This is a genomic window from Alloyangia pacifica (genome assembly GCF_003111685.1).
Classification (GTDB): domain Bacteria; phylum Pseudomonadota; class Alphaproteobacteria; order Rhodobacterales; family Rhodobacteraceae; genus Salipiger; species Salipiger pacificus_A.
The window spans coordinates 2228943-2250289 of sequence record NZ_CP022189.1 but is presented as its reverse complement, the minus strand read 5'-3'; the positions used below and the strand labels follow the sequence as shown (position 1 = coordinate 2250289).

The following is a 21347-nucleotide window of genomic DNA, read 5'->3' as shown; positions in this document are numbered from 1 at the left end:
GGCGTAAATTGGGGTGCAATTATGGCGAAGACAGAATATAATGGACTCGCAAGACCTTGAAAAGGCGGGTATTGAGCCGCCTTCATTTTGTGCGATGCATTATTTTAAGGAATATTGATATGAGTCTTAAGATTGTCGCCTTTGGGCTTGTAGCGAGTATTGCAATTTCTGGTTGTGCAAAGAAGTCCCAAGACATTTCAGCCCAATATGTTTCTCCAATGCAGTTCCAATCCTACTCCTGTCGCCAGATCACCGAGGAAGCGCAGCGCGTTTCCGAGTATTCGGCTCGAGCGATGCGTGTTCAGAACCAGACCGCAAGCACCGACGCTGTCGCGACCGGCGTCGCGATCGTGCTGTTTTGGCCCGCGGCGTTTTTCGTGAGCGGAAACGGCGCGAACGCGGATGAGCTTGCGCGTCTCAAGGGGCAGTTGGATGCGCTGCAGAGTGCCAGCACCCAAAAGCAATGCGGAATCGAGTTTCGCAGGGCGCCATTGCCCGAGCCGACTTGAGCGCCTGAACAGACCCTGATCTGGCCTCCTGCACTCACCCGGGTCCCTCCAGCAGGGGTCCGGGTTCTTGTGTTTTCGACAAGAGGGTGGTCCGGAATGCGGCCTGCGCTCCTCTGCCGGACCTGCCACCCTTGCTGCGGTGCGCGTGCCGACTTCCGAGGTCGATCGTCGGCGGGTGCCGATCGAGCCGCGGTGGATTGCGGGCGCTCTCGCAGGGTCTGGTCGTCCTGAGGGGGGTAAGGTGAGAGGCTGGACAACGACCCAAGCGGGGCTCGTTACGGCTGCTTCCTTCCGGACCTGACCGGGTTGGCGAGGCGCTCGCCCGCGCCAACCTCTCGAGCCTGATATAGGCTGCCCGGTGGCAGGACTGCAAGGGGGGCAGGGCAGAGATTTTTTGTCCGGCCCTTTCTGGGTTTTTCCAAGCTTTACCTTGATCGGTATAAAGTCGGCGGACAGCGCGGCCCTTGTCGGGGTGCGGTCGCATTCTATCTTGCTTTATCGACATGGCTATAAAGGTGTCGGCGACACATGGGGATCCACAGATGACCGACAGGAGCAACCGGGGCGCCTTCTACGTCCCGCGCAGAGAACTGGCGGAGACCATTGCCGGGCGGCTGTCGCTCGACCCGCTGATGGGCAGCCCCTCGGGGCTCATGCTCGCCGCCCCGCGGCGGACCGGCAAGAGCACCTTCCTGCGGCGCGACCTTCTGCCGGTGCTCAAGGCGCGCGGCGATCACGCCGTGCTGGTCGACCTCTGGTCGGATCGCAAGGCCGACCCGGGCCAACTCATCGCAGACGCGCTCGCCGCCGACATCGCCGGGATGCCGACCCCCGCCGAGCGCGTCGCCCGTGCCGCGAACGCGGTGCCGATCAAGTCGATCAGCATTGGCGGGCTGCGGGCCGAGATCGGCGGCGTCGCGGACGGGCGCAACCTCACGCTCACCGAGGCGCTGCTGGAGATCGGCGCACGGGCGAAGGCGGACGTGGTCTTCATCATCGACGAGGCGCAGCAGGCGGTGACCTCCGAGGCCGGGCTCGACGCGATGTTCGCGCTCAAGGCGGCGCGCGATGCAATGAACCAGCGACCCGAGGGCGCGCGGCTCTTCGTGCTCTGCACTGGCTCCAACCGCGACGGGCTGGCAGGGCTGCTGTCGACCAACCAGCAGCCGTTCTACGGCGCGCGGGTCGAGGATTTCCCGACCCTTGGCCGGCCCTACGTCGAGGCCTTGGTGGCGGCGATCAATCCACGGTTGGCCGAGGACAACAAGCTCGATCCCGAGGATGTGGCGCAGGCCTTCCGCTTGCTGGGTCACCGTCCCGAGAAGCTGGTCGAGGTGGTGCAGCAACATGCCGCCTGGTTGCCCGGCAGCGCCGGGCTGAAGCGCACGCTGCAGGAGCGCGCGGACGAATTGCGGGCGCGGGTCTGGGACCAATACGGTTCGGATTTCGACGGGCTGACGACGCTGCAGCGCGCAGTGCTCGAGGTGCTGATCCGCGACGGAGCGAATTTCGCGCCCTTCCACGAGAAGACCGTGCAGCGCATCGCCGGGATCGCCGGTCGCAAGACCTCTGCGCAGGCGGTGCAAAAGGCGCTGGACGCTCTGCGCGACAGGCAGCTGGTCTGGAGGCCGGGCCGGGGGCGCTACGCGCTCGAGGACCCGGACATGCGCGACTGGCTGCTGGCGCGGATGGAGACGGGCTGAGCAGCGCTCAGCCCTGCGGGCGTTCGGCCCAGCCCGCGAAGACCTTCTCGAGCGCGACCACCACGTAGTAGAGCACGATGCCGAGGAAGGCCAAGGCGATCAGCACCGCGAACATCAGCGGGTAATCGGAGTTGGTCTTGCCCGAGTCGAACAGCGCGCCGAGACCGCGCCCGTGCGGGCTGACGATCTCCATCAGGTTGGTGCCGATGAAGGCCAGGGTCACCGCCACCTTCAGCGCGCCGAAGAACTCGGGCAGGGTCTTGGGCAGCGCGATCTTCCAGAAGATGGTCGACTGGCTGGCGCCGAGAGAGCGCAGGATGTCGCGGTACTCGGGCTCCAACGTCGACAGGCCGATCGAGACCGAAACGGCGATCGGAAAGAAGGAGATCATGAAGGCGATGAGCACGGTGTTGAAATCGTGCATGCCGACGAACATCAGCGCCACGATCGGCACGACGGTGGCCTTGGGCACGGCGTTGAACCCCACGAGCAGCGGGTAGAGCGCATCGCGCATGGTGCGTGAGAAGCCCATGACCATGCCGAGCGCGGTGCCGAAGACCACAGCGAAGAGCAGCCCCACCACGGTGCGCCAGAGCGTCTGCCAGCCCATGGTGAGGAACAGGCTCCAGTAGCGCTCGTAGGCGGGCAGCAGATCGGAGGGCGAGGCCATCTTGTAGTTGGGCCAGCCCATGGCCCAGACCAGCGCCTCCCAGAGCGCGAGGAAGATCACGATGGCAAGGCAGGGGACGGCGAACTGGCGGAAAGTCATGAGGGGCTCCGCTGCGCGGCCTGACCGGCGCGGGCGCGGGTCTCGGCGGCGGGATATGCGTATTTGGAAAGAGAAGAAGCCGCGGGTTCCATCAGGCGGGCGCCGTCTCGGCGGGGGCGCGGCCCTGCGCGATTTCGATCTGATGGCGCAGCGTGGCGAGCATCTCGGCAGCCTGCGGCGTATAGAGGTGTTCGATGTCGCGCGCGCCGCTCATCCCCGTGTCGAGGGTGAACTGGGTGCGGGCCGGGCGGCCGGAGAGCACCACCACCTGATCGGCGAGGTAGATCGACTCGCGCAGATCGTGGGTGATGAGAACGCCGGTGAAGGGCTCTTTCTCCTTCACCTGGTGCATGATCTGCCACAGGTCCTCGCGGGTGAAGGCGTCGAGCGCGCCGAAGGGCTCATCGAGGATCAGCACCTCGGGCGAATGCACAAGCGCGCGGCAGAGCGAGGCGCGTTGGCGCATGCCGCCCGAGAGCTCGGAGGGACGCTTGTCCTCGAAGCCCTCGAGACCGACGAGGGAGAGCAGGTAGCGGGCACGCTCTTCCTGCTGCGCCTTGTTGAGTTTCGTCGGCACGATCTCGAGCGGCAGCATGACGTTCCGGAGGATGGAGCGCCATTCCAGCATCACCGGGTTCTGGAAAGCCATGCCAACGGTCGCGCGCGGGCTCTTCACCTTTTCGCCGTGCAGCCAGACCTCGCCCTCGTCGGGTTTCAGCAGGCCCGCCACCAACTTGGTCAACGTGGACTTGCCGCATCCGGACGGGCCGACGACGGCAACAAAACCGCCTTCGGGCACCGACAGCTCCAGCCCGTCCAGCACCGGCAGAGGGCCATTGGCGGTCTTGTAGGCGTGGCGCACGCCCTTGATCTCGATGAGGTTGGTCATGTCTTGCCTTGCATGGGTGCGCCGGGGCGGTAGAGCCGTCCCGGCACGGTCTTCGTCAGGGTCTCACTCGAGCGGGAAGCCGCCCTCGGGAAGGTAGTCGCCGGTGAAGTAGAGCGCGGCATCGGGCTCGTGCTGGAACTCGTAGGTCAGCTTGATCTGCTCGAGCGCGCTCTGCATGCGGGTGTCGTCGATCGGTCCGAAACCGTTCGCCTTCGTCCAGTCGGTGACCACATTGGCGTCGAGCGCCAACTCGAGCCGGCGGGTTTCCAGCTCAGCATCCGCAGCGGGGTTGCGCGAGACGAGGCTTTCCACCGCGGCGGCGGGATCGGCCACCGCATCTTTCCAGCCCGTGGCGACGGCGGCGAGGAAGCCCTTGAGCAGGTCGCTGTTCTCGGCGGCCCAGTCGGTGTTGACGATGATCGCGTTGCCGTAGAGGTCGACGCCGTAATCGGCCATCAGGAGGGTCGAGATGTCGGCCTCATCCACGCCGAGACGGGCGGTGTTGAGATAGGAGGTGAAGGAAAAGCCGGTGATGGCGGCCACCTTGCCCTCGGCCAGCATCGGCTCGCGGGTCGGGAAGCCGACGGGCTCGATGGTGATCTTCGAGGTGTCGAGATTGTTCTCGGCGGCGAAGATCGGGAACTGCGCCCATGCGCCATCCGGCGGCGGCGCACCCAGCACCTTGCCCTCGAGGTCCTTGGGGGCCTCGACGCCCAGCGACTTGCGGCCGATGATGGCAAAGGGCGGCTTGTCGTAGACCATCATGACGCCGGTCACCGGCGCACCGGGGTTCTGGTCGAGGAACTTGATCAGCGAGTTGATGTCGGCAAAGCCCACGGGGAAGGCACCGGTGGCCACTTTGGGGATGGCGTCAAGCGAGCCGGACCCTGCGGAGATCTCCACCTCGAGACCGGCATCGGCGAAATAGCCCTTGTCGATAGCGACGAAATAGGGGGCCGAAGGGCCTTCGAATTTCCAGTCGAGTGCGAAGGGCAGGGCGGTCTGGGCCGAAGCGGCGGTGGCGGCGGCCACGAGGGTGGCGGCCAGCGCGAAGGCGCGGGGGGTCATGGGTGTCTTCCTCCGTGTTGCGGCGGTCGGGCCGCCAGGATTTTCGGCGTGTTCGTCACGTCTTGCGGCGAGCTTGCCCGGAAATGCGGCGGTGGGAAGACCTGATCGGAAGAAGTTGCGCGCCGGCCCTGCTGATTTTTGATCGAATGATCAAAAGTTAGGCAGAGAGGTCCTCGGCGCTCTTGCGCAGTGGCAGGCCGGCGGCCAGCGCGCCCTCGATCAGCGAAGCCGCGAGGTGGTGCGCATGGAGCCCGTCGCTGGGCAGCATGTCGGGCACCTGCACCACGCGCATGCCCGCAGCGCGGGCGCTGGCGGCACCGGTGTCGCTGTCCTCGAAGGCGAGGCAGAGCTCCGGCGCATGGCCGAGCGCCTCGGCGGCCAGGAGGTAGGGATCGGGCGCGGGCTTGGGGCTCTCGACGTGGTCGAAGGCGATCACCGCAGTGAAATGTGCGCGCAGCCCGGCGAGGGTAAGCTTGCGCTCGGCCTCCTCCGCACCCGAGCTGGTGGCCACCGCCATGGGCAGGCCGAGTGCGGCGATCTCCTCGACCAACAGCTGCACGCCGGGCTTTAGCGGCAAGCCGCCGGCCGCGCGCAGGGCGATACTCTCCTCGCGGATCGCCTGCAGCAGCATCGGCTGGTCGAGGTGCCCGTAGGCGTCGCGCAGGGCGCTTGCCACGGCGTTTCGGTCGCGGCCGATCAGCGCTTCGAGAAACCCCGGCGCCACGGTCTCGCCGAAACGCAGGAAGGCGCGCCGCCCGGCCTCGAGCGCGACCCGCTCGCTGTCCACGAGCGTTCCGTCGAGATCGAAGATGACGGCGGCGAAGGGGAGCGGGGTGGTCATGGCGGGCCTTTCTGCATCGGGCGCCGCCATGTGACCCATCGCGCGGGGGAATGTCGAGGCCGCGGTGTCGTGCCATGCTGTCTGCCTTTGGATCAGGCTTGAGTCAGGCAGGCGCCCCGGAAACCTCGTGCACCACGGAGGGTGGTTCGATGATTATGCGTGTCTTCCAGGTCGTCGCGATCCCGCTGCTGCGCCGCACCGAGGGGCTCGTCGAGGTGCTGCCGGGGGCGCCGCGCGGCGCCCCCGGCGTGATCCTCAGAGCTTGATGCGGAACTGCGCGTAGCCCTCCTCGGTGTCGCCCGCGTCCTCGATGTCGAGGGCGACGCTTTCCATGTAGTCGCGTGCCTTGGGTCCGGTCTCGAAGAGCACCGTGGTGCCGTCCATCGGGGCGAAGCTCCAGTTGTCGTCCGCGCTCGGGTTGATGGTGCCCTGCTCGACGATGTAGCGAACGATCACGTCGCGGTTGGTGTCCGGCGCCTCGAAGACGATGGTGTCGCCGGTGCCCGGGAAGCTGCCACCGCCCGAGGCGCGGTAGTTGTTCGTCGCGATGATGAACTCGGCCTCGGGATCGATCGGCTTTCCCTCGTAGGCGAGGTTGACGATCCGGTTGGTCTCCTCGTTCACCACATTGCCATCGCGGTCGAACATTGCTGGTTGCGACAGGTCGATCTGATAGGTCACCCCGTCGATCACGTCGAAGTTGTAGCTCGGGAAGTCGGCGTTGAGCAGCGGTGCATCGCTGGCGCCGGGCTCGATCTGGTTGAACATGCCCGCAGACCGCTCCAGCCAGCCCTTGATCTGAGCGCCAGTGACCTTCACCGCGCGCACCGTGTTGGGATAGAGGTAGAGATCAGCGACGTTCTTGATCGCCACAGGGCCCGCGGGCACGTCGGTGTAATACTCCGGCCCGCCGCGGCCACCGGCCTTGAACGGCGCTGCCGCCGACAGGATCGGCAGGCCCTCGTATTCGGTGCCCTTCAGCATCTGCGCGATGTACCAGCTCTGCGCGATCGAGACGATCTGCACCGAGGGGTCATCCGCCACCAGCGCGAAGTAGGAATAGAGCGGCGCCGAGGTCTCGCCCACCGCGCGGCGCACGTAGTCCAGCGTCGCCTCGTGCTCGGGGCGGATCGAGTCGAGCACCTCCGCGTCGTCCTCGACCAGCGCCGTGATCGAGCGGTCTTCGCCGCGCTCGTAGATCGGGCGCGCTTCTGAAGTGGTCGAGACCACCTTCCACGCGTTGCCGTCGCGCTCGAGCAGCAGGTCGATGAGCCCCATGTGCGAACCCCAGAACCCCCCCATGACGGCGGGCTTGCCGTGGATGGTACCGGCCGAAAGGTCGATGGCGTCCTGCCCGTCGTAATCCGCCGAGGGGAAGACAAGGTGGCTGTGACCGGTCATCAGCGCGTCGATCCCGTCGACGGCCGCCAGCGGCACCGAGGCGTTCTCCATCCCGTCCTCGTGCTGCGCCGCGCCGATACCGGAGTGCGAGAGCGCGATGATGATCTCGGCGCCCTCTTCCTTCATCTGCGGCACGAAAGCCTCGGCGGTAGTGACGATGTCGCGCGCCTCGACGTTGCCCTCGAGGTGCTTGCGGTCCCAGTTCATCACCTGCGGCGGGGTGAAGCCGATGATGCCGACGCGGATCGGATGGGTAGTGCCGGCCCCGTCGGTGACCTCGCGGTCGAGGATCACGTAGGGCTTGAACAGGGTCTCGTCCTCGCGCGGGTTCGCGCCCTGCTTCTTGGCAATATTCGCAAGCACGATGGGGAAATTCGCGCCCGCGGCGGATTTCTCGAGGAAGCCGAGCCCGTAGTTGAACTCGTGGTTGCCGATGGTGCCCGCGTCATAGCCCAGCGTGTTCATCGCGGTGATGACCGGGTGCATGTCGCCGTCCTTCATGCCGCGCTCGTAGGCGATGTAATCGCCCAGCGGGTTGCCCTGAAGGAAGTCGCCATTGTCGACGAGCAGCGTGTTGGTGGCCTCGGCGCGGATGCTCTCGATGATCGAGGCGGTGCGTGACAGACCCACGGTGTCGACCGGCTTGTCGGCGTAATAGTCGTAGGGGAAGACGTGCACGTGCAGGTCTGTGGTTTCCATAATGCGCAGGTGCGCCTGATTGGCCGCGGCCCGGGCCGAATAGGGGTGCAGCGCGATCAGCGCGCCACTCGCGGCGCTGCCGGCAAGAAAGCCTCGGCGGCTGATCGGGGTTTGGGGAAGTTTGCGCATCTTGCTCTCCTTCGAGTCTCGTCGCTGCGGGAATAGTGCAGCTTCAAGACGGTCTTGCAACGATTGCCTCGCGCGGCATCGCGTATTGGCAGATGACGCTGCGACATGCGCCGGGGGCTGTGCATCGCGCCTCCGGCACGGCTCGGAGGGCGCATCGGTTGCCAGTCCGCGCGCCGCGTGCCATCCCTTGCCCGACCCAGCAGGAGACACGGCATGCGGCAGGCGGAAGAGGTGACATTTGGCGGCTCGGGGCTCGATCGGGCGGCGGAGCTGCGCGGCGACGTCCCGGGCCTTGCGGCGTTGATGCAGCGCCCCGGCGCGCGCGGCGTGGTGTTTTGGCGCGGCAAACCTCTCATTGCCGATGACGCGTCGCGCGGCACGTCCTGTGCCGAGCTGCTCCGGCTGCCGGTGGATCATCCGCTGCTCGGCGCGGCGCGGGCGCGGCCGGTGCTCCTTGGGCGCGAGGCGGACGAGGTTGTGCTGGCCTACGACATTTCTGCGTGGGAGCCCGACGCGCCGCAAGAAGAGGGCTTTGTCGACCCGAGCGTGCAGGTCCACCCGGATGCGCCGGAGGGCGCGCGTTTCGTCGAGCTGCGCACGCTGCTGATGGCGCTCACCCCGCGCGACGCCGAACTCGCCGCCACCGCCAAGGCGATCCTCGGCTGGCACGATACGCATGGGTTCTGCGCGCGCTGCGGGTCGGCCTCTGACGTGACGCAGGCGGGCTGGCAGCGGGTTTGCAGATCCTGTGGCGGCCAGCATTTCCCGCGCACCGATCCGGTGGTCATCATGCTGATCACCCGCGGCAATGCCTGCCTTCTGGGCCGGTCGCCGGGTTGGCCCGAGGGAATGTACTCCTGCCTTGCCGGCTTCATCGAGCCCGGCGAGACGGTCGAGGCGGCGGTGCGCCGCGAGGTGATGGAGGAGACAGGGGTCGAGGTCGGTCCGGTCTCGCTGCTCACCAGCCAGCCCTGGCCCTGGCCCTCGTCGCTGATGCTCGGCTGCCACGGCGAGGCGACGAGCGAGGCGATCACCATCGACCCGGTCGAGATCGAGGCCGCGCAATGGGTCAGCCGCGAGCGGCTCGCCGATGCCTTTGCCGGGCTCGAGCCGGGCATCGTGCCGGCGCGACGCGGCTCGATCGCCAACCACCTGCTGCGCAACTGGCTTGCGGACCGCCTTGAATAGGCCAAGATGCGGCGGCAAATGGTGAGAACTGGGTAACGAGGCAGGCAATGGACATCTCCACCAAGGAAGACATCGCGGTTCCGGTCGAGCGGGTCTACGCGGAGGCGACGAATTTCGATCATCTCGAGCGGCAAATCATGCGGCGCGGGGTCGAGCTGCGGCGGGTGAACCCGGAGGGCGCGGGCAGCCATGCCTGGCACGCGGTGTTCAACTTCCGCGGCAAGGCGCGGTCGGCCGATATCACGCTGGTCGAGGAGGCGGCGCCGAACCTGCTGGTCTATCGCAGCTTGACGGATGGGCTCGAGGTGATGACGCGGATCGAGTTCGTGGCGCTGTCGCGCAGCCGCACGCGGGTGGCGATGGACCTCGAGCTGAAGCCGAAGACGCTCTCGGCCCGGCTCATGGTGCAGTCGCTGAAGCTGGCGCGGGCCAATCTCGAAAAGAAGTTCCGGCTGCGCATGGCGGACTACGCCCATGCGATCGAGGACCGGCTGAATCGCGCCTGATCAGCGCGGGACAGCGAGCGGCTTCAGCACGCGGTAGAGCGCGCGCCAGGCTTCGAGACGATCCTGCAATGCGGCAGTGGGGCGGGGGCCGAAGATCTCGCGCGCCTCGGGGCGCCGGGCCAGGTCGCTGCGCGACAGCGCGCCTGTGGCCAGCGCCGCGAGCTTGGCGGTGCCCAGAGAGGGCCCGCTGGTGGCACTTTCGGGACGGAAGAGGCTCAGTCCGCTGGCATCCGCGACGCTTTGCAGCAGCAAGTCGCTTTGGGCCCCGCCGCCGAGCGCGGGCAAAGGCGCCAGCCCCTGCGCGGCAGGCCCGAAGCTGCGCACCGCGTCGGCAAAGCAGAAGGCCACTGCCTCGACCACCGCGCGCATCATCGCGGCGCGGCTGGTGCTGTCCTCGAGTCCGAAGAAGCCGCCGCGGATGTGCGGGTCGCCATGCGGGCTGCGCTCGCCGGTGAGATAGGGCAGGAAGAGCGGCACGCGGGTTTCGGGCACCTCCGCCGCTTCCTGCAACAGCGCGCCGATCTCGGCGCCGGACACCCCGGCGAACCAGGCGATCGGACGTGCGCCGTTGAGCATCGCCGCCATCTGGTACCAGCGTTCCGGAAGCGTGTGGGCGAAGGCGTGCACGAAGGCCCCAGGGTTGGGGCGATAGGCGCTCCCCGCCAAGAGGAACTGCCCCGACGTGCCGAGAGAGATGAGCCCGGTGCCATCCTCCACCGCGCCCACGGCAACCGCACCGGTTGCCGCATCACCGCCGCCGGTGACGATCTGCACCTTGGGCGAGAGACCAAGCTCGGCGGCCATCTGCGGGAGGATTTCTCCGGCGACCTGTGCGCCCTCGAGCACCGGCGGCAGCCAGTCCGGATCGGTCGCGGAGGCGGCGCAGAGGGCCTCGGACCAGCGCCTCTCCGCTTGGTCGAACCAAAGGGTTCCGGCGGCATCCGAGGGATCGGTGGCGTAGCCGCCGTGCAGGCGCAGGCCAAGGTAGTCCTTGGGCAGAAGTACATGGGCAATGCGGGCGTGGATCTCGGGCTCGTGCCGCGCCAGCCAGAGCAGCTTCGGAGCGGTGAAGCCGGGCAGCGGTGGAACCCCCGCGAGGGTGCCGATCCCAGGCAGCGCCTCCTGCAGCGCGGCGCATTCGGCATGGGCACGGCCGTCGTTCCACAGCATAGCCGGGCGCAGCACTGCGCCCGCTGCATCGAGCAGCACGGCACCGTGCATCTGTCCCGACAGGGCAATGGCTCTTATGCTCTGGCGCTTGGCCTCGGGCAGGGGCGCGATCAGTTCGGCGAGAACCGCGCGGGCCGCCTGCCACCAGTCCTCGGGCGTCTGCTCGGAGGCGTAGGGCGTGGGCGACGCGGTGGTGAGCGTGCGGCGCGCTTCGGCGCGCGGCCTGCCTGCCTCGCACAGCAGGCCGATCACCGAGCTGGTGCCGAGATCCAGTCCGATTTCCAAGCTGCGTCTCCTCCCATGAACCCCTTTTCGCCCAACCTTTTCGCGGATCGGCGCAGGCCGCAAGGGGGCTCAGCCGAGGGTGATCACCCGTCCGCCAGCGGCCTTGGCATCCTCGGGGTCGTGGGTCACCAGAAGGACTGGCAGGCCCTGCGCCCGTGCCCGCTCGAAGACCAGCGCGCGGATCTGCCCGCGGCGGGCCGCATCGAGCTTCGAGAAGGGCTCGTCGAGCAGCAGCGCGCGGGGCTCGGCGAGCAGCATCCGCATCAGGGCGACGCGGGCCTTCTGCCCGCCCGAAAGCGTGGCGGGGTCGCGCTTGGCATAGCCCTCGAGGCCGATGTCGCGCAGCGCGGTGTCGATCTTTTCGCGCCGGGCCCTGCCGCGCAGCCGCGGCGGCAGGCCGAAGCCGAGGTTGCCGCCGACCGAAAGGTGGGGAAACAACAGCTCGTCCTGGAAGAGAATGCCGGCGCGCCGCTGCTCGGGTGGCAGGTAAGTGATCTCGGTGCCGTCGAGCGTGATGCGCCCCTCCAGCGTGAACCCGGGCGCCAATGTTCCGATGACCGCGGCGAGCAGCGTGGACTTGCCCGAGCCCGAGGACCCCATGACCGTCAGCACCTCGCCCGGCACGACGGTGGCGTCGAGCGCCAGCAGGGGGGCGCCGTGATGGAGGATGCGCAGGTGATCCAAGACCAGCCCCCTATCCATGCCGCATTCCCCGCCGGTTGCGCCAGGCCAGCGCCGGGATCAGCAATGCCAGACCGAAGGGCAGGAAGGCCGCGGCGGTCTGCGCCAGGGCGGTCACACCGATGACCCGCCGGTCGCCGCCGGACGCGAGGGCGAGCGCCTCGGTGGTCAGGGTTGGCACGCGGCCTCCGCCGATCAGCAAAGTCGGCAGGTACTGCCCGACACTGACGGCAGCGCTGACCGCGGCGGCGGTGAGCCAGGGTCGCAGCAGCATCGGCACGCGCACGCGCCAGAAGGTGGCACCGGGTCCGCGCCCCAGCGCGTGGGCGACGGCGGCGTAGCGCGGATCGAGCGCGCGGTAGGGGTCAGAGAGCGACAGGAAGGCATAAGGCAGCACGAAGACCACATGCACGGCGATCACCGCCGCCAGCGTGCCATCAAGCCCGGTGAGCAGCCCGGCCACCTGCAGCCCTGGCAGAAAGGCGATCTGCGGCACCAGCAGCGGCAGATAGAGCAGCCAGAGCGCCCGCGTGCCGGGCCGCAGCCCATGGCGTTGCTCGGCCTCGAGGCAGGCGGTTGTCAGGACCATGGCGATGCCAGAGGACGTGGCGGCGATCAGCAGGGTCCGTCCGAAAAGCGCCAGCAGTTCGGGTCCGTGGCGCATCCAGCTGCGCAGGCTCCAGCCTTGTGGCAGCAGTTCGGGAAAGCGCCACAGCCCGGCGAAGGACCAGACTGCCAGCCCGATGAGCCCCAGCAGCACCAGCGCCGCCGAAAGCGCGCCGAAGCCGAGCCCCAATGCGCGCAGCAGCCCTTCGCAGTGGCCGCGCCCTCCGGCCACCAACCAGCGCGCCGCGAGCCGTGCGAGCGTGATCTCTGCGCCGCGCCAGAGCAGCAATGCGGCCAAGGTCAACGCCAGCAGCAGCAATGCCCCGGCGGCGGCGCGGAAACGCATCGCGAGGTCGGGATCGTTCATCCATCTCAGCACCTGCACCGCCAGTGGCGGCGGCGTGCCCGGCCCGAGGATCATCGCCACGTCAACCACCGAGACCGAGAAGGCCAGCACCGCGTAGACCGGCAGGCGGATCTGTGGATAGAGGCGCGGCAGGATCACCTTGAACCAGGCGGCGACGCGGCCGTACCCCAGGGCCTGCGCGGTGGCGAGACTCTGCGCCGGGCGCAGCGCGGGCAGGGCGGCGAGGGTCATCAGCAACAAGAACGGCATCTCCTTCACCACCAGCCCGGCGATCAGCGACAGGCCGAAAGGGTCCTGCAGGATCAAGAGGTCCGGCGGGCGCTCCCACCCCAAAGGCTGCGCGATCAGCCGGGCGATCCAGCCCGAGGGAGCGATAAGGAAGGCCAGCCCGAAGGCGGCGGCGGCATGGGGAACTGACAAAAGCGGAGAGAGCGCGCGTTCGAGGGCTCTGAAGGCGTGGGTGCCCTGCCAGCCGGCGCAGATCAGCACCGTCAGTGCCAGCGAGACCAGCGTCGCCGCGAGGCCGGTGAAAAGCGAGAGGGCCACCGCGCGGGGCAGCCCCGGCCATCCCAGCAAGTCGCGGAAGGGCTCAAGGCTGACGTCGGTTCCGCTGAGGGCAGGCATCAGGCCAAAGGCCGGGGCGAGCGTGCCCGCCAGGCCCGCCGCCACCGGCCCGAGCAGCGCCAAGAGCGTCAGGGCCGGCGCCGCGCGGGTCGGCGAGAGGCCCACTCAGGGGGCCACGCCGTAGCGCGAGGTCCAATCTTCTTCGAGCTTTTCCATCCACGACGGATGTGGCTCGGGCAGGGTCGGCCCCAGCTCTTCGGGGGTCAGCGTCGCGATGCCGACCGGGATCTCGTCGAAGAGCCGCACCTGATCGTCCGAAAGCCGGTCCATCGCCAGCACCGTGCCAAAGCCCAGCTCGTCGGGGCTGGCCATGCGCGCCTGCGCCTGGGGAGAGAGCAGCAGGTTGGCGATCACCATCGCCCCCGCCTTGGCATTGGCGTTGTAGGGGATGGCGACGAAGCTGGCATTGCCGAGCGAGCCGCCCTCGAGCACGAAGCTGCGGACCGTGTCCGGCAGCTGGAAGTTCGCGATGGCGTTGGAGGCGGCGTTGGGGTTGAACTCGAAGCCGATGTCGATCTCGCTGTCGGCCACAAGCTGGATCATCCGCTGGGCGTTCTGCGGGTAGGCCTTGCCCTGGCGCCAGAGATTCGGGGTCAGCGCGTCGAGCCAATCCCAGAGCGGGGCGGTTGCAGAGGCGTAATCGGCCTCTTCGACCGGCTGCGACAGGGCATCCGTGTCCGGGGTCAGCTCGATCAGCGCCTGCTTGAGGAAGGTCGAGCCGAGAAAGTCCGGCGGCTGCGGATAGGTGAAGCGGCCGGGGTTCTGCTCTGCCCACTCCGCCAGCGCCGCCATGCTGCGCGGTGGCCGGGGCAGGCGGGCGGTGTCATGGTAGAACACCAACTGCGCCATGCCCCAAGGGCTTTCCAAGCCCTCTGTCGGCACGGTGAAATCGGCGGTGAGCGCGGCATTGGCCTCGGGGTCGGTGAGCTGCCAGTTCGGCAGCGCCTCGGACCACGGGCCAAAGAGCAGCCCCTGCCGCTTCATCGCCGCGAAATTCTCCCCGTTGATCCAGATGAGGTCGATGGCCCCGCCCGCGTCCTTCCCGGCGCTCTTTTCGGCCAGCACACGGCTCACCGCCTCGGCGGTGTCCGAGAGCTTCACGTGTTCCAGCGTCACGCCGTAATTCTCCTGCGCGAGCTCGCCCATCCAGTCGATGAAGGCATTGACGTTCTCGGCGCCGCCCCAGGCGTTCCAGTAGACGGTCTGCCCCTTGGCCTCGACCAAGACGGCGTTCCAGTCGGCGGGGTCCGCCTCGGCAAAGGCAAGGGTAGGAGCTGTGACAGTGAGGGCAGCGGCAAGGCCGAACGGCAGCCAGTTGCGCATCGGACGGCGGATCATCGCGCGGGTCTTTCCTGCTGTGCCGCAAGATGCGGCAATTTCGTGCTATAGGGAGTCATGTTTTCGCAAGTGCGCCGCCCCGGGGTCAATGGCAAAAGGCTGTGAACGATTGCCGCGCGCTTGTCGCCTTCGGGCGCCTTTCTATCTGAGCCATATGTATTTTTGAGGAGCATCGCCCATGTGGGACGAACGATATGCCGTCGAGGACTACGTGTATGGAACCGAGCCTTCGGGCGTTTTGATCCGCCGAAACCACTGGCTGAAGCCGGGCGCGCGGGCGCTCTGCGTTGCCGATGGCGAGGGGCGCAACTCTGTCTACCTTGCGGGGCAGGGTCTGAAGGTTACCGCATTTGATGGCGCGGCACCCGCGGTCGAGAAGGCGCGGCGGCTGGCCGCCGAGCGCGGAGTCGAGGTCGACTACGCGGTGCAGGATGTCTTCGACTGGTCCTGGCCGGTGGCGGAATTCGACCTCGTTGTCGGCATCTTCATCCAGTTCGTCGGCCCCGCCGGGCGCGCCATGCTGTTCGACAAGATGAAGGCGGTGCTGAAGCCCGGAGGCGTCTTGCTCCTGCACGGCTACACGCCGCAGCAGCTGCGCTACGGCACCGGCGGCCCGGGCGTGGCCGAGAACCTCTACACCGCTGGCATGCTTCGCAAAGCCTTTGCCGACATGCAGGTGCAAGTGCTCGAGGACTATGAGCTCAATATCCAGGAGGGTCGGGGCCACAACGGGCGCTCGGCGCTGATCGACATGATCGCCGTCAAGCGCTGAACACTGCGCGGCTCACGCCTCTTGCGCGGCGAAGTGCTGCGCCACGATCCCGGGAAGCTGGTCCCAGTGGTCGAAGGCATAGGCATGCGGCAGCTCCGCCACCGGGGATTTGCGATAGCCCTCGGTGAAGAGAACAAACGGCAGGCCAGCGCGCTCGGCGGTCTCGGCGTCGACTTCGCTGTCGCCGACGTAAAGCCCCGGCCCGCCCAGATCATGCATGACCTTGATCAGAGGCGCGGGATCCGGCTTGCGCACCGGCAGGGTGTCGGCGCTGGCGACGGCGCGCAGGTGGTGGTCGAGCCCGAAGTGCTTCAGCGCGATGTGGGTGGGGGCCTCGGGCTTGTTGGTGCACAGCCCCATGGCGCAGCCGAGCAGCTCGAGCCGCGCCAGCGCGTCGATCACCCCGGGGTAGAGCACCGTCAGCGCCGGATCGCGCTCGTATTCGTGCATGAACTTGCCCAGCAGCCGGGCGTGGGCGTTAGGATCATCGCTGAGCCCCACGGCTTCGACCATCCGCTCGATGAGCACCGAGGCGCCCTTGCCGATGAAGCTGCGGGCCTGTTCGAAGGTGATTTCGGGCAGCCCCTCGCTGCGCAGAACGACATTGGCGGCGCGGTGCAGGTCCGGGGCGCTGTCGATCAGCGTGCCGTCGAGATCGAAGACCACGGATTTCAGCATGTTGCGCGGCCTTGGGCGAAAAGGGCGTGAGAGAAGGGCATGGCGCGGGGCTCCTGTATCGGCGCCGCGGGAGCGCGGTGCGCGGCCATACTGGCGCCGCCGGGGCACGACGTCCAGCACGACTGGAATCTCATTCGCCGAGCCATTCGGGCGGCAGCACCATGACCGTCGGTTGCGGGGGCAGGGTGTTCAGGCCGATGACCAGCTCGGAGCTGTCGCGGCGCTGGACCACGAAGGTGTCCGACACATCCGCGATGAAGCGCTCCAGCGAGGCGCCGGAGAACCAGTGCATCGGCAGGATCAGCGAGCTGCGCAGCCTCTCGACAACGCGCTCCATTTCCTCGAGCGGCATCGTCATGCCGCCGTCCACCGGGACCATCAGCACGTCGATCCGGCCGAGCGCGGCGTATTGCGCGTCGCTCGGCTCGTGGTGAAGGTGGCCGAGATGGCCGATGCAAAGCCCCTCGACCTCGAAGACAAAGATCGAATTGCCGTTTTCCTCGGTTCCGCCATAGACCGAGCGGATGTCCGTGGAGACATTGCGCACCAGCATCTCGCCGAGGTCGAGGTGATGTTCGATGCCCTCGCCGAAAGGTCCCCAGCCCTCGAGGATGTGCGGGATCGCCGGATCGGGATTGGGGGTCCAGTGGCTTGTGTGCGCGTGGTTCATGGTGACGACGTTGGGGATCATCGGCACGTTGCCGATGTAGCCGGTGAAATCGGTCACCACGTTCAGCCCACCGCGGGTCTGGATCAGGAAGGAAGCATGCGAGAGATACTGGATGCGCACCGAATACTCGGGCACCGGGTCGGTCCAGGCCGCCTTGTGCAGATACTGCATGCCGGGTGCGGCGTCGGCGATGGCGATGCAATGAGACGCGCGGCGCTCCTGCGCCTCGGCGGGCAGGGGGGCGGTCAGCAGAGGAATCAGCGCGGCGGCTGAGGCAAGAACAGGACGCGGCATGGCGGGGCTCCTTTCGGGAAGCAGCCTAAGCCGGATGGCCCCGCGCGAAGTTAAAATTTACGTGGGGTAAGCTTTGGGCGCTCCGCGAACGCGCGGCAGCGCCCCTCCCGGGCGGGCCATCAGCCGACCTGTGTCCGCCCGCGCCGGTCCAGCCGCAGCGCGCTGTAAAGCACATGGGTGCGCCAGCGGCCATTGATCTGCAGATAGCTCTGCGCCACGCCCTCGTACTTGAAGCCCGAGCTTTCCAGCAACCCTCGCGAGGGAACGTTCTCCGGCAGGCAGGCAGCTTCGATGCGGCTGAGGTCCATCGCGGTGAAGGCGTGATGTACCAGCGCCGCGATCGCCTCGCGCATGTAGCCGTGACGGGCGAAAGGCTGGCCGGTCCAGTAGCCGAGCGTGCCCGACTGCGCCGGGCCGCGCCGGATGTTGTCGAGGGTGATCGCTCCGATCAGCAGCTGGTCTTCGCGCCGGACAATGAAGAGCGGCACCGCTGAGCCCGCGTTGATCGAGCGCTGCGCCCAGTACACGCGGTTGGTGAAGGCGCGCCGCGACAGGTGATCCTCGGCCCAGGACGGCTCCCAGGGGGTGAGGTATTCCTTGCTCTGCAACCGCAGCGCGACCCAGGCGTTGAAATCGCCGTGGAGCGGCGGGCGCAGGATCAGGCGCTCGCTGTCGAGCCTGAACTTCCGCCGCCGTCCCAGCATCACGCGGCCCGCTGCGCCTGCAGTTCGTCCAGCCCCGGCGCGCCCGAGACCGGCCCGTAGAGCGCCAGCGCCGCAGGCGCCTCGGCGGCGACGGTCTCGGCGAAGTCGCGCACGTCGCCGGTGGTGACATTGTCGATCTTCTCGACCGTCTCCTCGATCGGCGGCACCTCGCCCCAGATCTGCACCATGCGCGCCATGCGCTCGGCGCGGGAGGACGAGCTTTCCAGCCCCATCAGCAGCCCGGCCTTCATCTGCGCGCGGGCGCGGGCGACCTCCTCGGGCGACATGTCGTCAGCGGCGCGCTTCATCTCGTCGATGGTCAGCCGGGCAAGCTCGCCGACTTCCTCGCCGGAGGTTCCGGCGTAGATCGTGTTGAGCCCGGTTTCCGCATAGGCGCCGGTCTGCGAGAAGATCGTGTAGCACAGGCCGCGCTTTTCGCGGATCTCCTGGAACAGCCGCGAGGACATGCCTCCCCCCAGCGCGATCGAGTAGATTTGCGCGGTGTAGAAGGCGGGGTCGCGATAGCCCGGCCCCTCGAAGGCCAGCGCCAGATGCGCCTGCTCGAGCGTCTTCTCGCGGCGGAACTCTCCGCCGGTGAACCGCGCGTTCTCGGCGATCGGCGCAAGGCGCGGTGCCATGTGGCCAAAGAGCGCCTCGGCCTGCGCCACCAGCGCCTCGTGATCGACCGCACCGGCGGCCGAAAGGATCATCTGGCCCGGCCCGTAGTGCTCGGTGACAAAGTTGGCGAGATCGTCGCGCCCGAAGCCCTTCACGTTGGCTGCCTCGCCGAGGATGGTGCGCCCGAGCGCCTGTCCACCATAGGCCTGCTCTTGCAGCCAGTCGAAGATCACGTCATCGGGCGTGTCGAGCGCCTGGCCGATTTCCTGCAGGATCACGTGCCGTTCGGTCTCGATCTCCTTGGGCTCGAAGATCGGGTTGAGCAGGATGTCCCCGATCACGTCCATGGCGAGCTTGGTGTCGTTCTCCAGCACGCGGGCGTAATAGGCCGTCACCTCGCGCGAGGTATAGGCATTGATGTAGCCGCCCACGTCCTCGATCGCCTCGGCGATCTGCAGCGCGCTGCGGGTCTTGGTGCCCTTGAACGCCATGTGCTCGAGGAAATGGGCAATGCCGTTTTGCTCGAGCCGCTCGTTGCGGCCCCCGGCGGTGACCCAGATGCCAAGCGAGGCCGACTGCAGGCCGGGGACGTTTTCCGAGACGACGCGAAAGCCGTTCGTAAGGGTGGTGAGTTGCACGGTCACTTGGAGATACGCTCCCGGATGAGGGTTTCGAGTGCCGCAAGGTCATTGGGCACGCGGGTGACACGCTCGGGGCGGTCAAAGAGGTCGGCCATGCGCGCGGGCAGGGGCGGGCGGATGCCGCTGGCCTTCTCGACGGCGTCGGGGAACTTGGCGGGATGCGCGGTGGCGAGGGTGATCATCGGCACCGAGGGGGTGCGATGCTCCTCGGCGACCTTCACGCCGATGGCGGAATGCGGGCACAGCAGCTCGCCCATGGTCTCGCGCGCCTGCGCGATGGTGGCCAGGGTTTCGTCTTCCGAGCCGCGGCCGCTCTCGAAATGCTCGCGCAGCGCCTGCAGCGCGCCCTGGCTGACGTGGAAGCCGCCCGCTTTCAGCTCGTCCATCAGCTGCGCCACGGCCGCACCGTCGCGGCCGTAGGCATCGAAGAGCGCGCGCTCGAAGTTGCTGCTCACCTGGATGTCCATCGAGGGGCTGATCGACGGGTGCACTTCCGAGGTCTGGTAGTCGCCGGTCGACAGGCAGCGGTGCAGGATGTCGTTCTGGTTGGTCGCCACCACCAGCCGGTCGATGGGCAGACCCATCTTCTTGGCGATGTAGCCGGCGAAGATGTCGCCGAAGTTGCCGGTGGGCACGGTGAAGCTGACCTTGCGGTCCGGCGCGCCGAGCGAGACCGCCGACGAGAAATAGTAGACCACCTGCGCCAGCACCCGGGCCCAGTTGATCGAGTTGACCCCCGCCAGCCGCACGTCGTCGCGGAAGGTGAAGTCGTTGAACATGTCCTTGAGCTTGGCCTGGCAGTCGTCGAAATGCCCGTCGAGCGCGAGGGCGTGGACATTGGCCTCGGGCGGCGTGGTCATCTGGCGGCGCTGGACCTCCGAGACGCGGCCATGCGGGAAGAGGATGAACACATCCACCGCGTCGAGCCCCTTGAAGGCCTCGATCGCCGCCGAGCCGGTGTCACCCGAGGTTGCGCCGACGATGGTGACGCGCTCGCCGCGACGGGTCAGCGCTTCCTGGAAGAGCTGGCCGATGAGCTGCATGGCGAAGTCCTTGAACGCCAGCGTCGGGCCGTGGAACAGCTCCAGCAGGAAGTGGTTCGGTGCCAGCTGCACCATCGGCGCGCGGGCGTTGTGGCCGAAACCGGCATAGGCCCTGGAGATCAGATCGCCGAAGGTCTCGTCGCTGAACGTGTCGCCGACGAAGGGGCGCATGACGCGAAAGGCGACTTCCTCGTAGGATAGCCCGTTCAGCGCGCGGATGTCGCCAGGGGTCATCACCGGCACCGTCTCGGGCACATAGAGGCCGCCGTCACGGGCAAGGCCAGAGAGCATGGCCTCTTCGAAGCTGAGCGCCGGGGCTTTGCCGCGGGTCGAGATGTAGCGCATGAGGGCTCAGGCCTTTCCTGTCTTAGACTGCCGACGGATGTAATAGCCGGTCATGATCAGCCACACCACGGCCAGCGAGAACCAGGTGATGGCATATTGCAGGTGATCGTTTGGAATACCGCTGGGGCTGACCGGCAGCGGCTCTATCTTGGGGTCGGCGGGGTCGATCTCGCGCGCGACGACGAGCAGCGGCTCAGTCTGCAGCACCTCGGCCATGGCGCCGATGTCCCTGGCGAACCAGATGTTCGCCTTGAGGTCATTCTCCGGAGTCGCGCTGTTGCGGTCGTCCGGCCAGTGCAGGTTGCCGGTCACAGTGACCGGACCGGTGCTGCGCGCGGCGTCCTTGTCGGCATCGGCGGTGAAGCCGCGGTCGAGCAGCAGCCGCCGCGGCCCGCTCGGCGCCCCCTCGACCCGAAAGGGCGAGATGATCCGATAGCCCGCGCCGACCTGCTTTTGGCTGACCAGCACGCGGATTTCGCCGGGCAGGATTTCGCCCTGCAGGGCGACCGGCTGGTAGCGCTGTTCGTCGGGCGAGATCATTTGCGGCAGGGGCTCGGCCGGGCCGGAGATGCGGCTGTCGATCTCGGCCAGCACGGCCTCTTTCCATTCGAGCCGGCGCAGCTGCCAACTGCCCAGGGAGACCAGGATCCCGGCGCCGATCAGGCCAAAGAGGAGAGGAGCGAGGTAGCGGGTCACGTAGGTCCGGGTCCAGCTTTCAGTCGAGGGTCGGGGCGCCTGTGCGTCCCGCCTGCTTTAGCGCCTCTGCGCGGGGCACATCAAGGCGCGATTGAGCGGCCTTGCAAGAGGGG

At 67.6% G+C, this 21347-nt stretch carries 20 protein-coding genes and 1 other RNA gene; 5 read left to right on the top strand and 16 right to left on the bottom strand.

Annotated elements, in window-relative coordinates; all coding sequences use genetic code 11:
- The first annotated feature begins 119 nt into the window (after positions 1-119).
- A complete protein-coding gene (locus CEW88_RS10835; RefSeq protein ID WP_108966695.1) occupies positions 120-509 on the top strand; it encodes a hypothetical protein in 390 nt (129 codons plus the stop codon).
- A 240-nt stretch (positions 510-749) separates the two neighbouring features.
- On the opposite strand, the gene ffs is transcribed toward CEW88_RS10835, so the two are convergent.
- An RNA gene (gene ffs, locus CEW88_RS10830) (signal recognition particle sRNA small type) lies at positions 750-846 on the bottom strand.
- 205 nt (positions 847-1051) lie between these two features.
- Between ffs and CEW88_RS10825 the strand changes: the two genes are divergently transcribed.
- Complete coding sequence (locus CEW88_RS10825) at positions 1052-2212, top strand: hypothetical protein (RefSeq protein WP_108966693.1); 1161 nt, start codon at positions 1052-1054, stop codon at positions 2210-2212.
- Positions 2213-2219: 7 nt separating this feature from the next.
- Here CEW88_RS10825 and CEW88_RS10820 read toward each other — a convergent pair whose 3' ends face one another.
- The 5 genes from CEW88_RS10820 to CEW88_RS10800 all read right to left on the bottom strand — a co-directional run bounded on the left by CEW88_RS10820 (position 2220) and on the right by CEW88_RS10800 (position 8008).
- Complete coding sequence (locus CEW88_RS10820; protein ID WP_108966691.1) at positions 2220-2981, bottom strand: ABC transporter permease; 762 nt, start codon at positions 2979-2981, stop codon at positions 2220-2222.
- Between the two features lie 91 nt (positions 2982-3072).
- The gene (locus CEW88_RS10815) at positions 3073-3870 is read right to left on the bottom strand and encodes an ABC transporter ATP-binding protein (RefSeq protein WP_108966690.1); all 798 of its coding nucleotides are present in this window, start codon (positions 3868-3870) and stop codon (positions 3073-3075) included.
- Positions 3871-3933: 63 nt separating this feature from the next.
- Positions 3934-4938 (bottom strand): ABC transporter substrate-binding protein, encoded by a 1005-nt coding sequence (locus tag CEW88_RS10810; RefSeq protein WP_108966688.1) that lies wholly within the window; start codon positions 4936-4938, stop codon positions 3934-3936.
- Between the two features lie 157 nt (positions 4939-5095).
- The gene (locus CEW88_RS10805; protein WP_159099592.1) at positions 5096-5779 is read right to left on the bottom strand and encodes an HAD family hydrolase; all 684 of its coding nucleotides are present in this window, start codon (positions 5777-5779) and stop codon (positions 5096-5098) included.
- Positions 5780-6034: 255 nt separating this feature from the next.
- A complete protein-coding gene (locus CEW88_RS10800) occupies positions 6035-8008 on the bottom strand; it encodes a bifunctional 2',3'-cyclic-nucleotide 2'-phosphodiesterase/3'-nucleotidase (RefSeq protein ID WP_108966684.1) in 1974 nt (657 codons plus the stop codon).
- Positions 8009-8221: 213 nt separating this feature from the next.
- Between CEW88_RS10800 and nudC the strand changes: the two genes are divergently transcribed.
- Entirely contained in the window at positions 8222-9196 is a 975-nt protein-coding gene (gene nudC, locus CEW88_RS10795) for an NAD(+) diphosphatase (RefSeq protein ID WP_108966682.1), read from the top strand.
- A 47-nt stretch (positions 9197-9243) separates the two neighbouring features.
- The gene (locus CEW88_RS10790) at positions 9244-9702 is read left to right on the top strand and encodes an SRPBCC family protein (protein ID WP_108966680.1); all 459 of its coding nucleotides are present in this window, start codon (positions 9244-9246) and stop codon (positions 9700-9702) included.
- Here the strand turns inward: CEW88_RS10790 and xylB are convergent, their stop codons facing one another.
- The 4 genes from xylB to CEW88_RS10770 all read right to left on the bottom strand — a co-directional run bounded on the left by xylB (position 9703) and on the right by CEW88_RS10770 (position 14773).
- Entirely contained in the window at positions 9703-11157 is a 1455-nt protein-coding gene (gene xylB, locus CEW88_RS10785; protein ID WP_159099591.1) for a xylulokinase, read from the bottom strand.
- A gap of 69 nt (positions 11158-11226) precedes the next feature.
- Positions 11227-11859 (bottom strand): ATP-binding cassette domain-containing protein, encoded by a 633-nt coding sequence (locus tag CEW88_RS10780; protein WP_108966676.1) that lies wholly within the window; start codon positions 11857-11859, stop codon positions 11227-11229.
- Positions 11852-13540, bottom strand: coding sequence for an ABC transporter permease (locus CEW88_RS10775; protein WP_254694391.1), 1689 nt, complete (start codon positions 13538-13540; stop codon positions 11852-11854). The genes CEW88_RS10780 and CEW88_RS10775 overlap by 8 nt, the downstream gene beginning before the upstream one ends.
- Positions 13541-14773, bottom strand: a complete 1233-nt coding sequence (locus CEW88_RS10770; RefSeq protein WP_438839465.1) for an ABC transporter substrate-binding protein — start codon at positions 14771-14773, stop codon at positions 13541-13543.
- Positions 14774-14951: 178 nt separating this feature from the next.
- On the opposite strand from CEW88_RS10770, the gene CEW88_RS10765 reads away from it, so the two are divergent.
- Positions 14952-15545 carry an SAM-dependent methyltransferase gene (locus CEW88_RS10765; RefSeq protein WP_108966674.1) on the top strand — a complete coding sequence of 198 codons (594 nt, stop codon included), beginning with the start codon at positions 14952-14954 and terminating at the stop codon, positions 15543-15545.
- A gap of 12 nt (positions 15546-15557) precedes the next feature.
- Here CEW88_RS10765 and gph read toward each other — a convergent pair whose 3' ends face one another.
- The 6 genes from gph to CEW88_RS10735 all read right to left on the bottom strand — a co-directional run bounded on the left by gph (position 15558) and on the right by CEW88_RS10735 (position 21234).
- Entirely contained in the window at positions 15558-16223 is a 666-nt protein-coding gene (gene gph, locus CEW88_RS10760) for a phosphoglycolate phosphatase (protein WP_108966672.1), read from the bottom strand.
- Between the two features lie 130 nt (positions 16224-16353).
- A complete protein-coding gene (locus CEW88_RS10755) occupies positions 16354-17187 on the bottom strand; it encodes an MBL fold metallo-hydrolase (RefSeq protein WP_108966670.1) in 834 nt (277 codons plus the stop codon).
- A 119-nt stretch (positions 17188-17306) separates the two neighbouring features.
- Entirely contained in the window at positions 17307-17891 is a 585-nt protein-coding gene (locus tag CEW88_RS10750) for a GNAT family N-acetyltransferase (RefSeq protein ID WP_108966668.1), read from the bottom strand.
- Positions 17891-19153 (bottom strand): M16 family metallopeptidase, encoded by a 1263-nt coding sequence (locus CEW88_RS10745; protein WP_108966667.1) that lies wholly within the window; start codon positions 19151-19153, stop codon positions 17891-17893. Before CEW88_RS10745 ends, CEW88_RS10750 begins: the two co-directional genes overlap by 1 nt.
- The gene (thrC, locus tag CEW88_RS10740) at positions 19150-20538 is read right to left on the bottom strand and encodes a threonine synthase (RefSeq protein ID WP_108966665.1); all 1389 of its coding nucleotides are present in this window, start codon (positions 20536-20538) and stop codon (positions 19150-19152) included. The genes CEW88_RS10745 and thrC overlap by 4 nt, the downstream gene beginning before the upstream one ends.
- A 6-nt stretch (positions 20539-20544) precedes the next feature.
- On the bottom strand, positions 20545-21234 hold the full coding sequence (locus CEW88_RS10735; RefSeq protein ID WP_108966663.1) for an SURF1 family protein: 690 nt from the start codon (positions 21232-21234) through the stop codon (positions 20545-20547).
- Positions 21235-21347 lie beyond the last annotated feature (113 nt).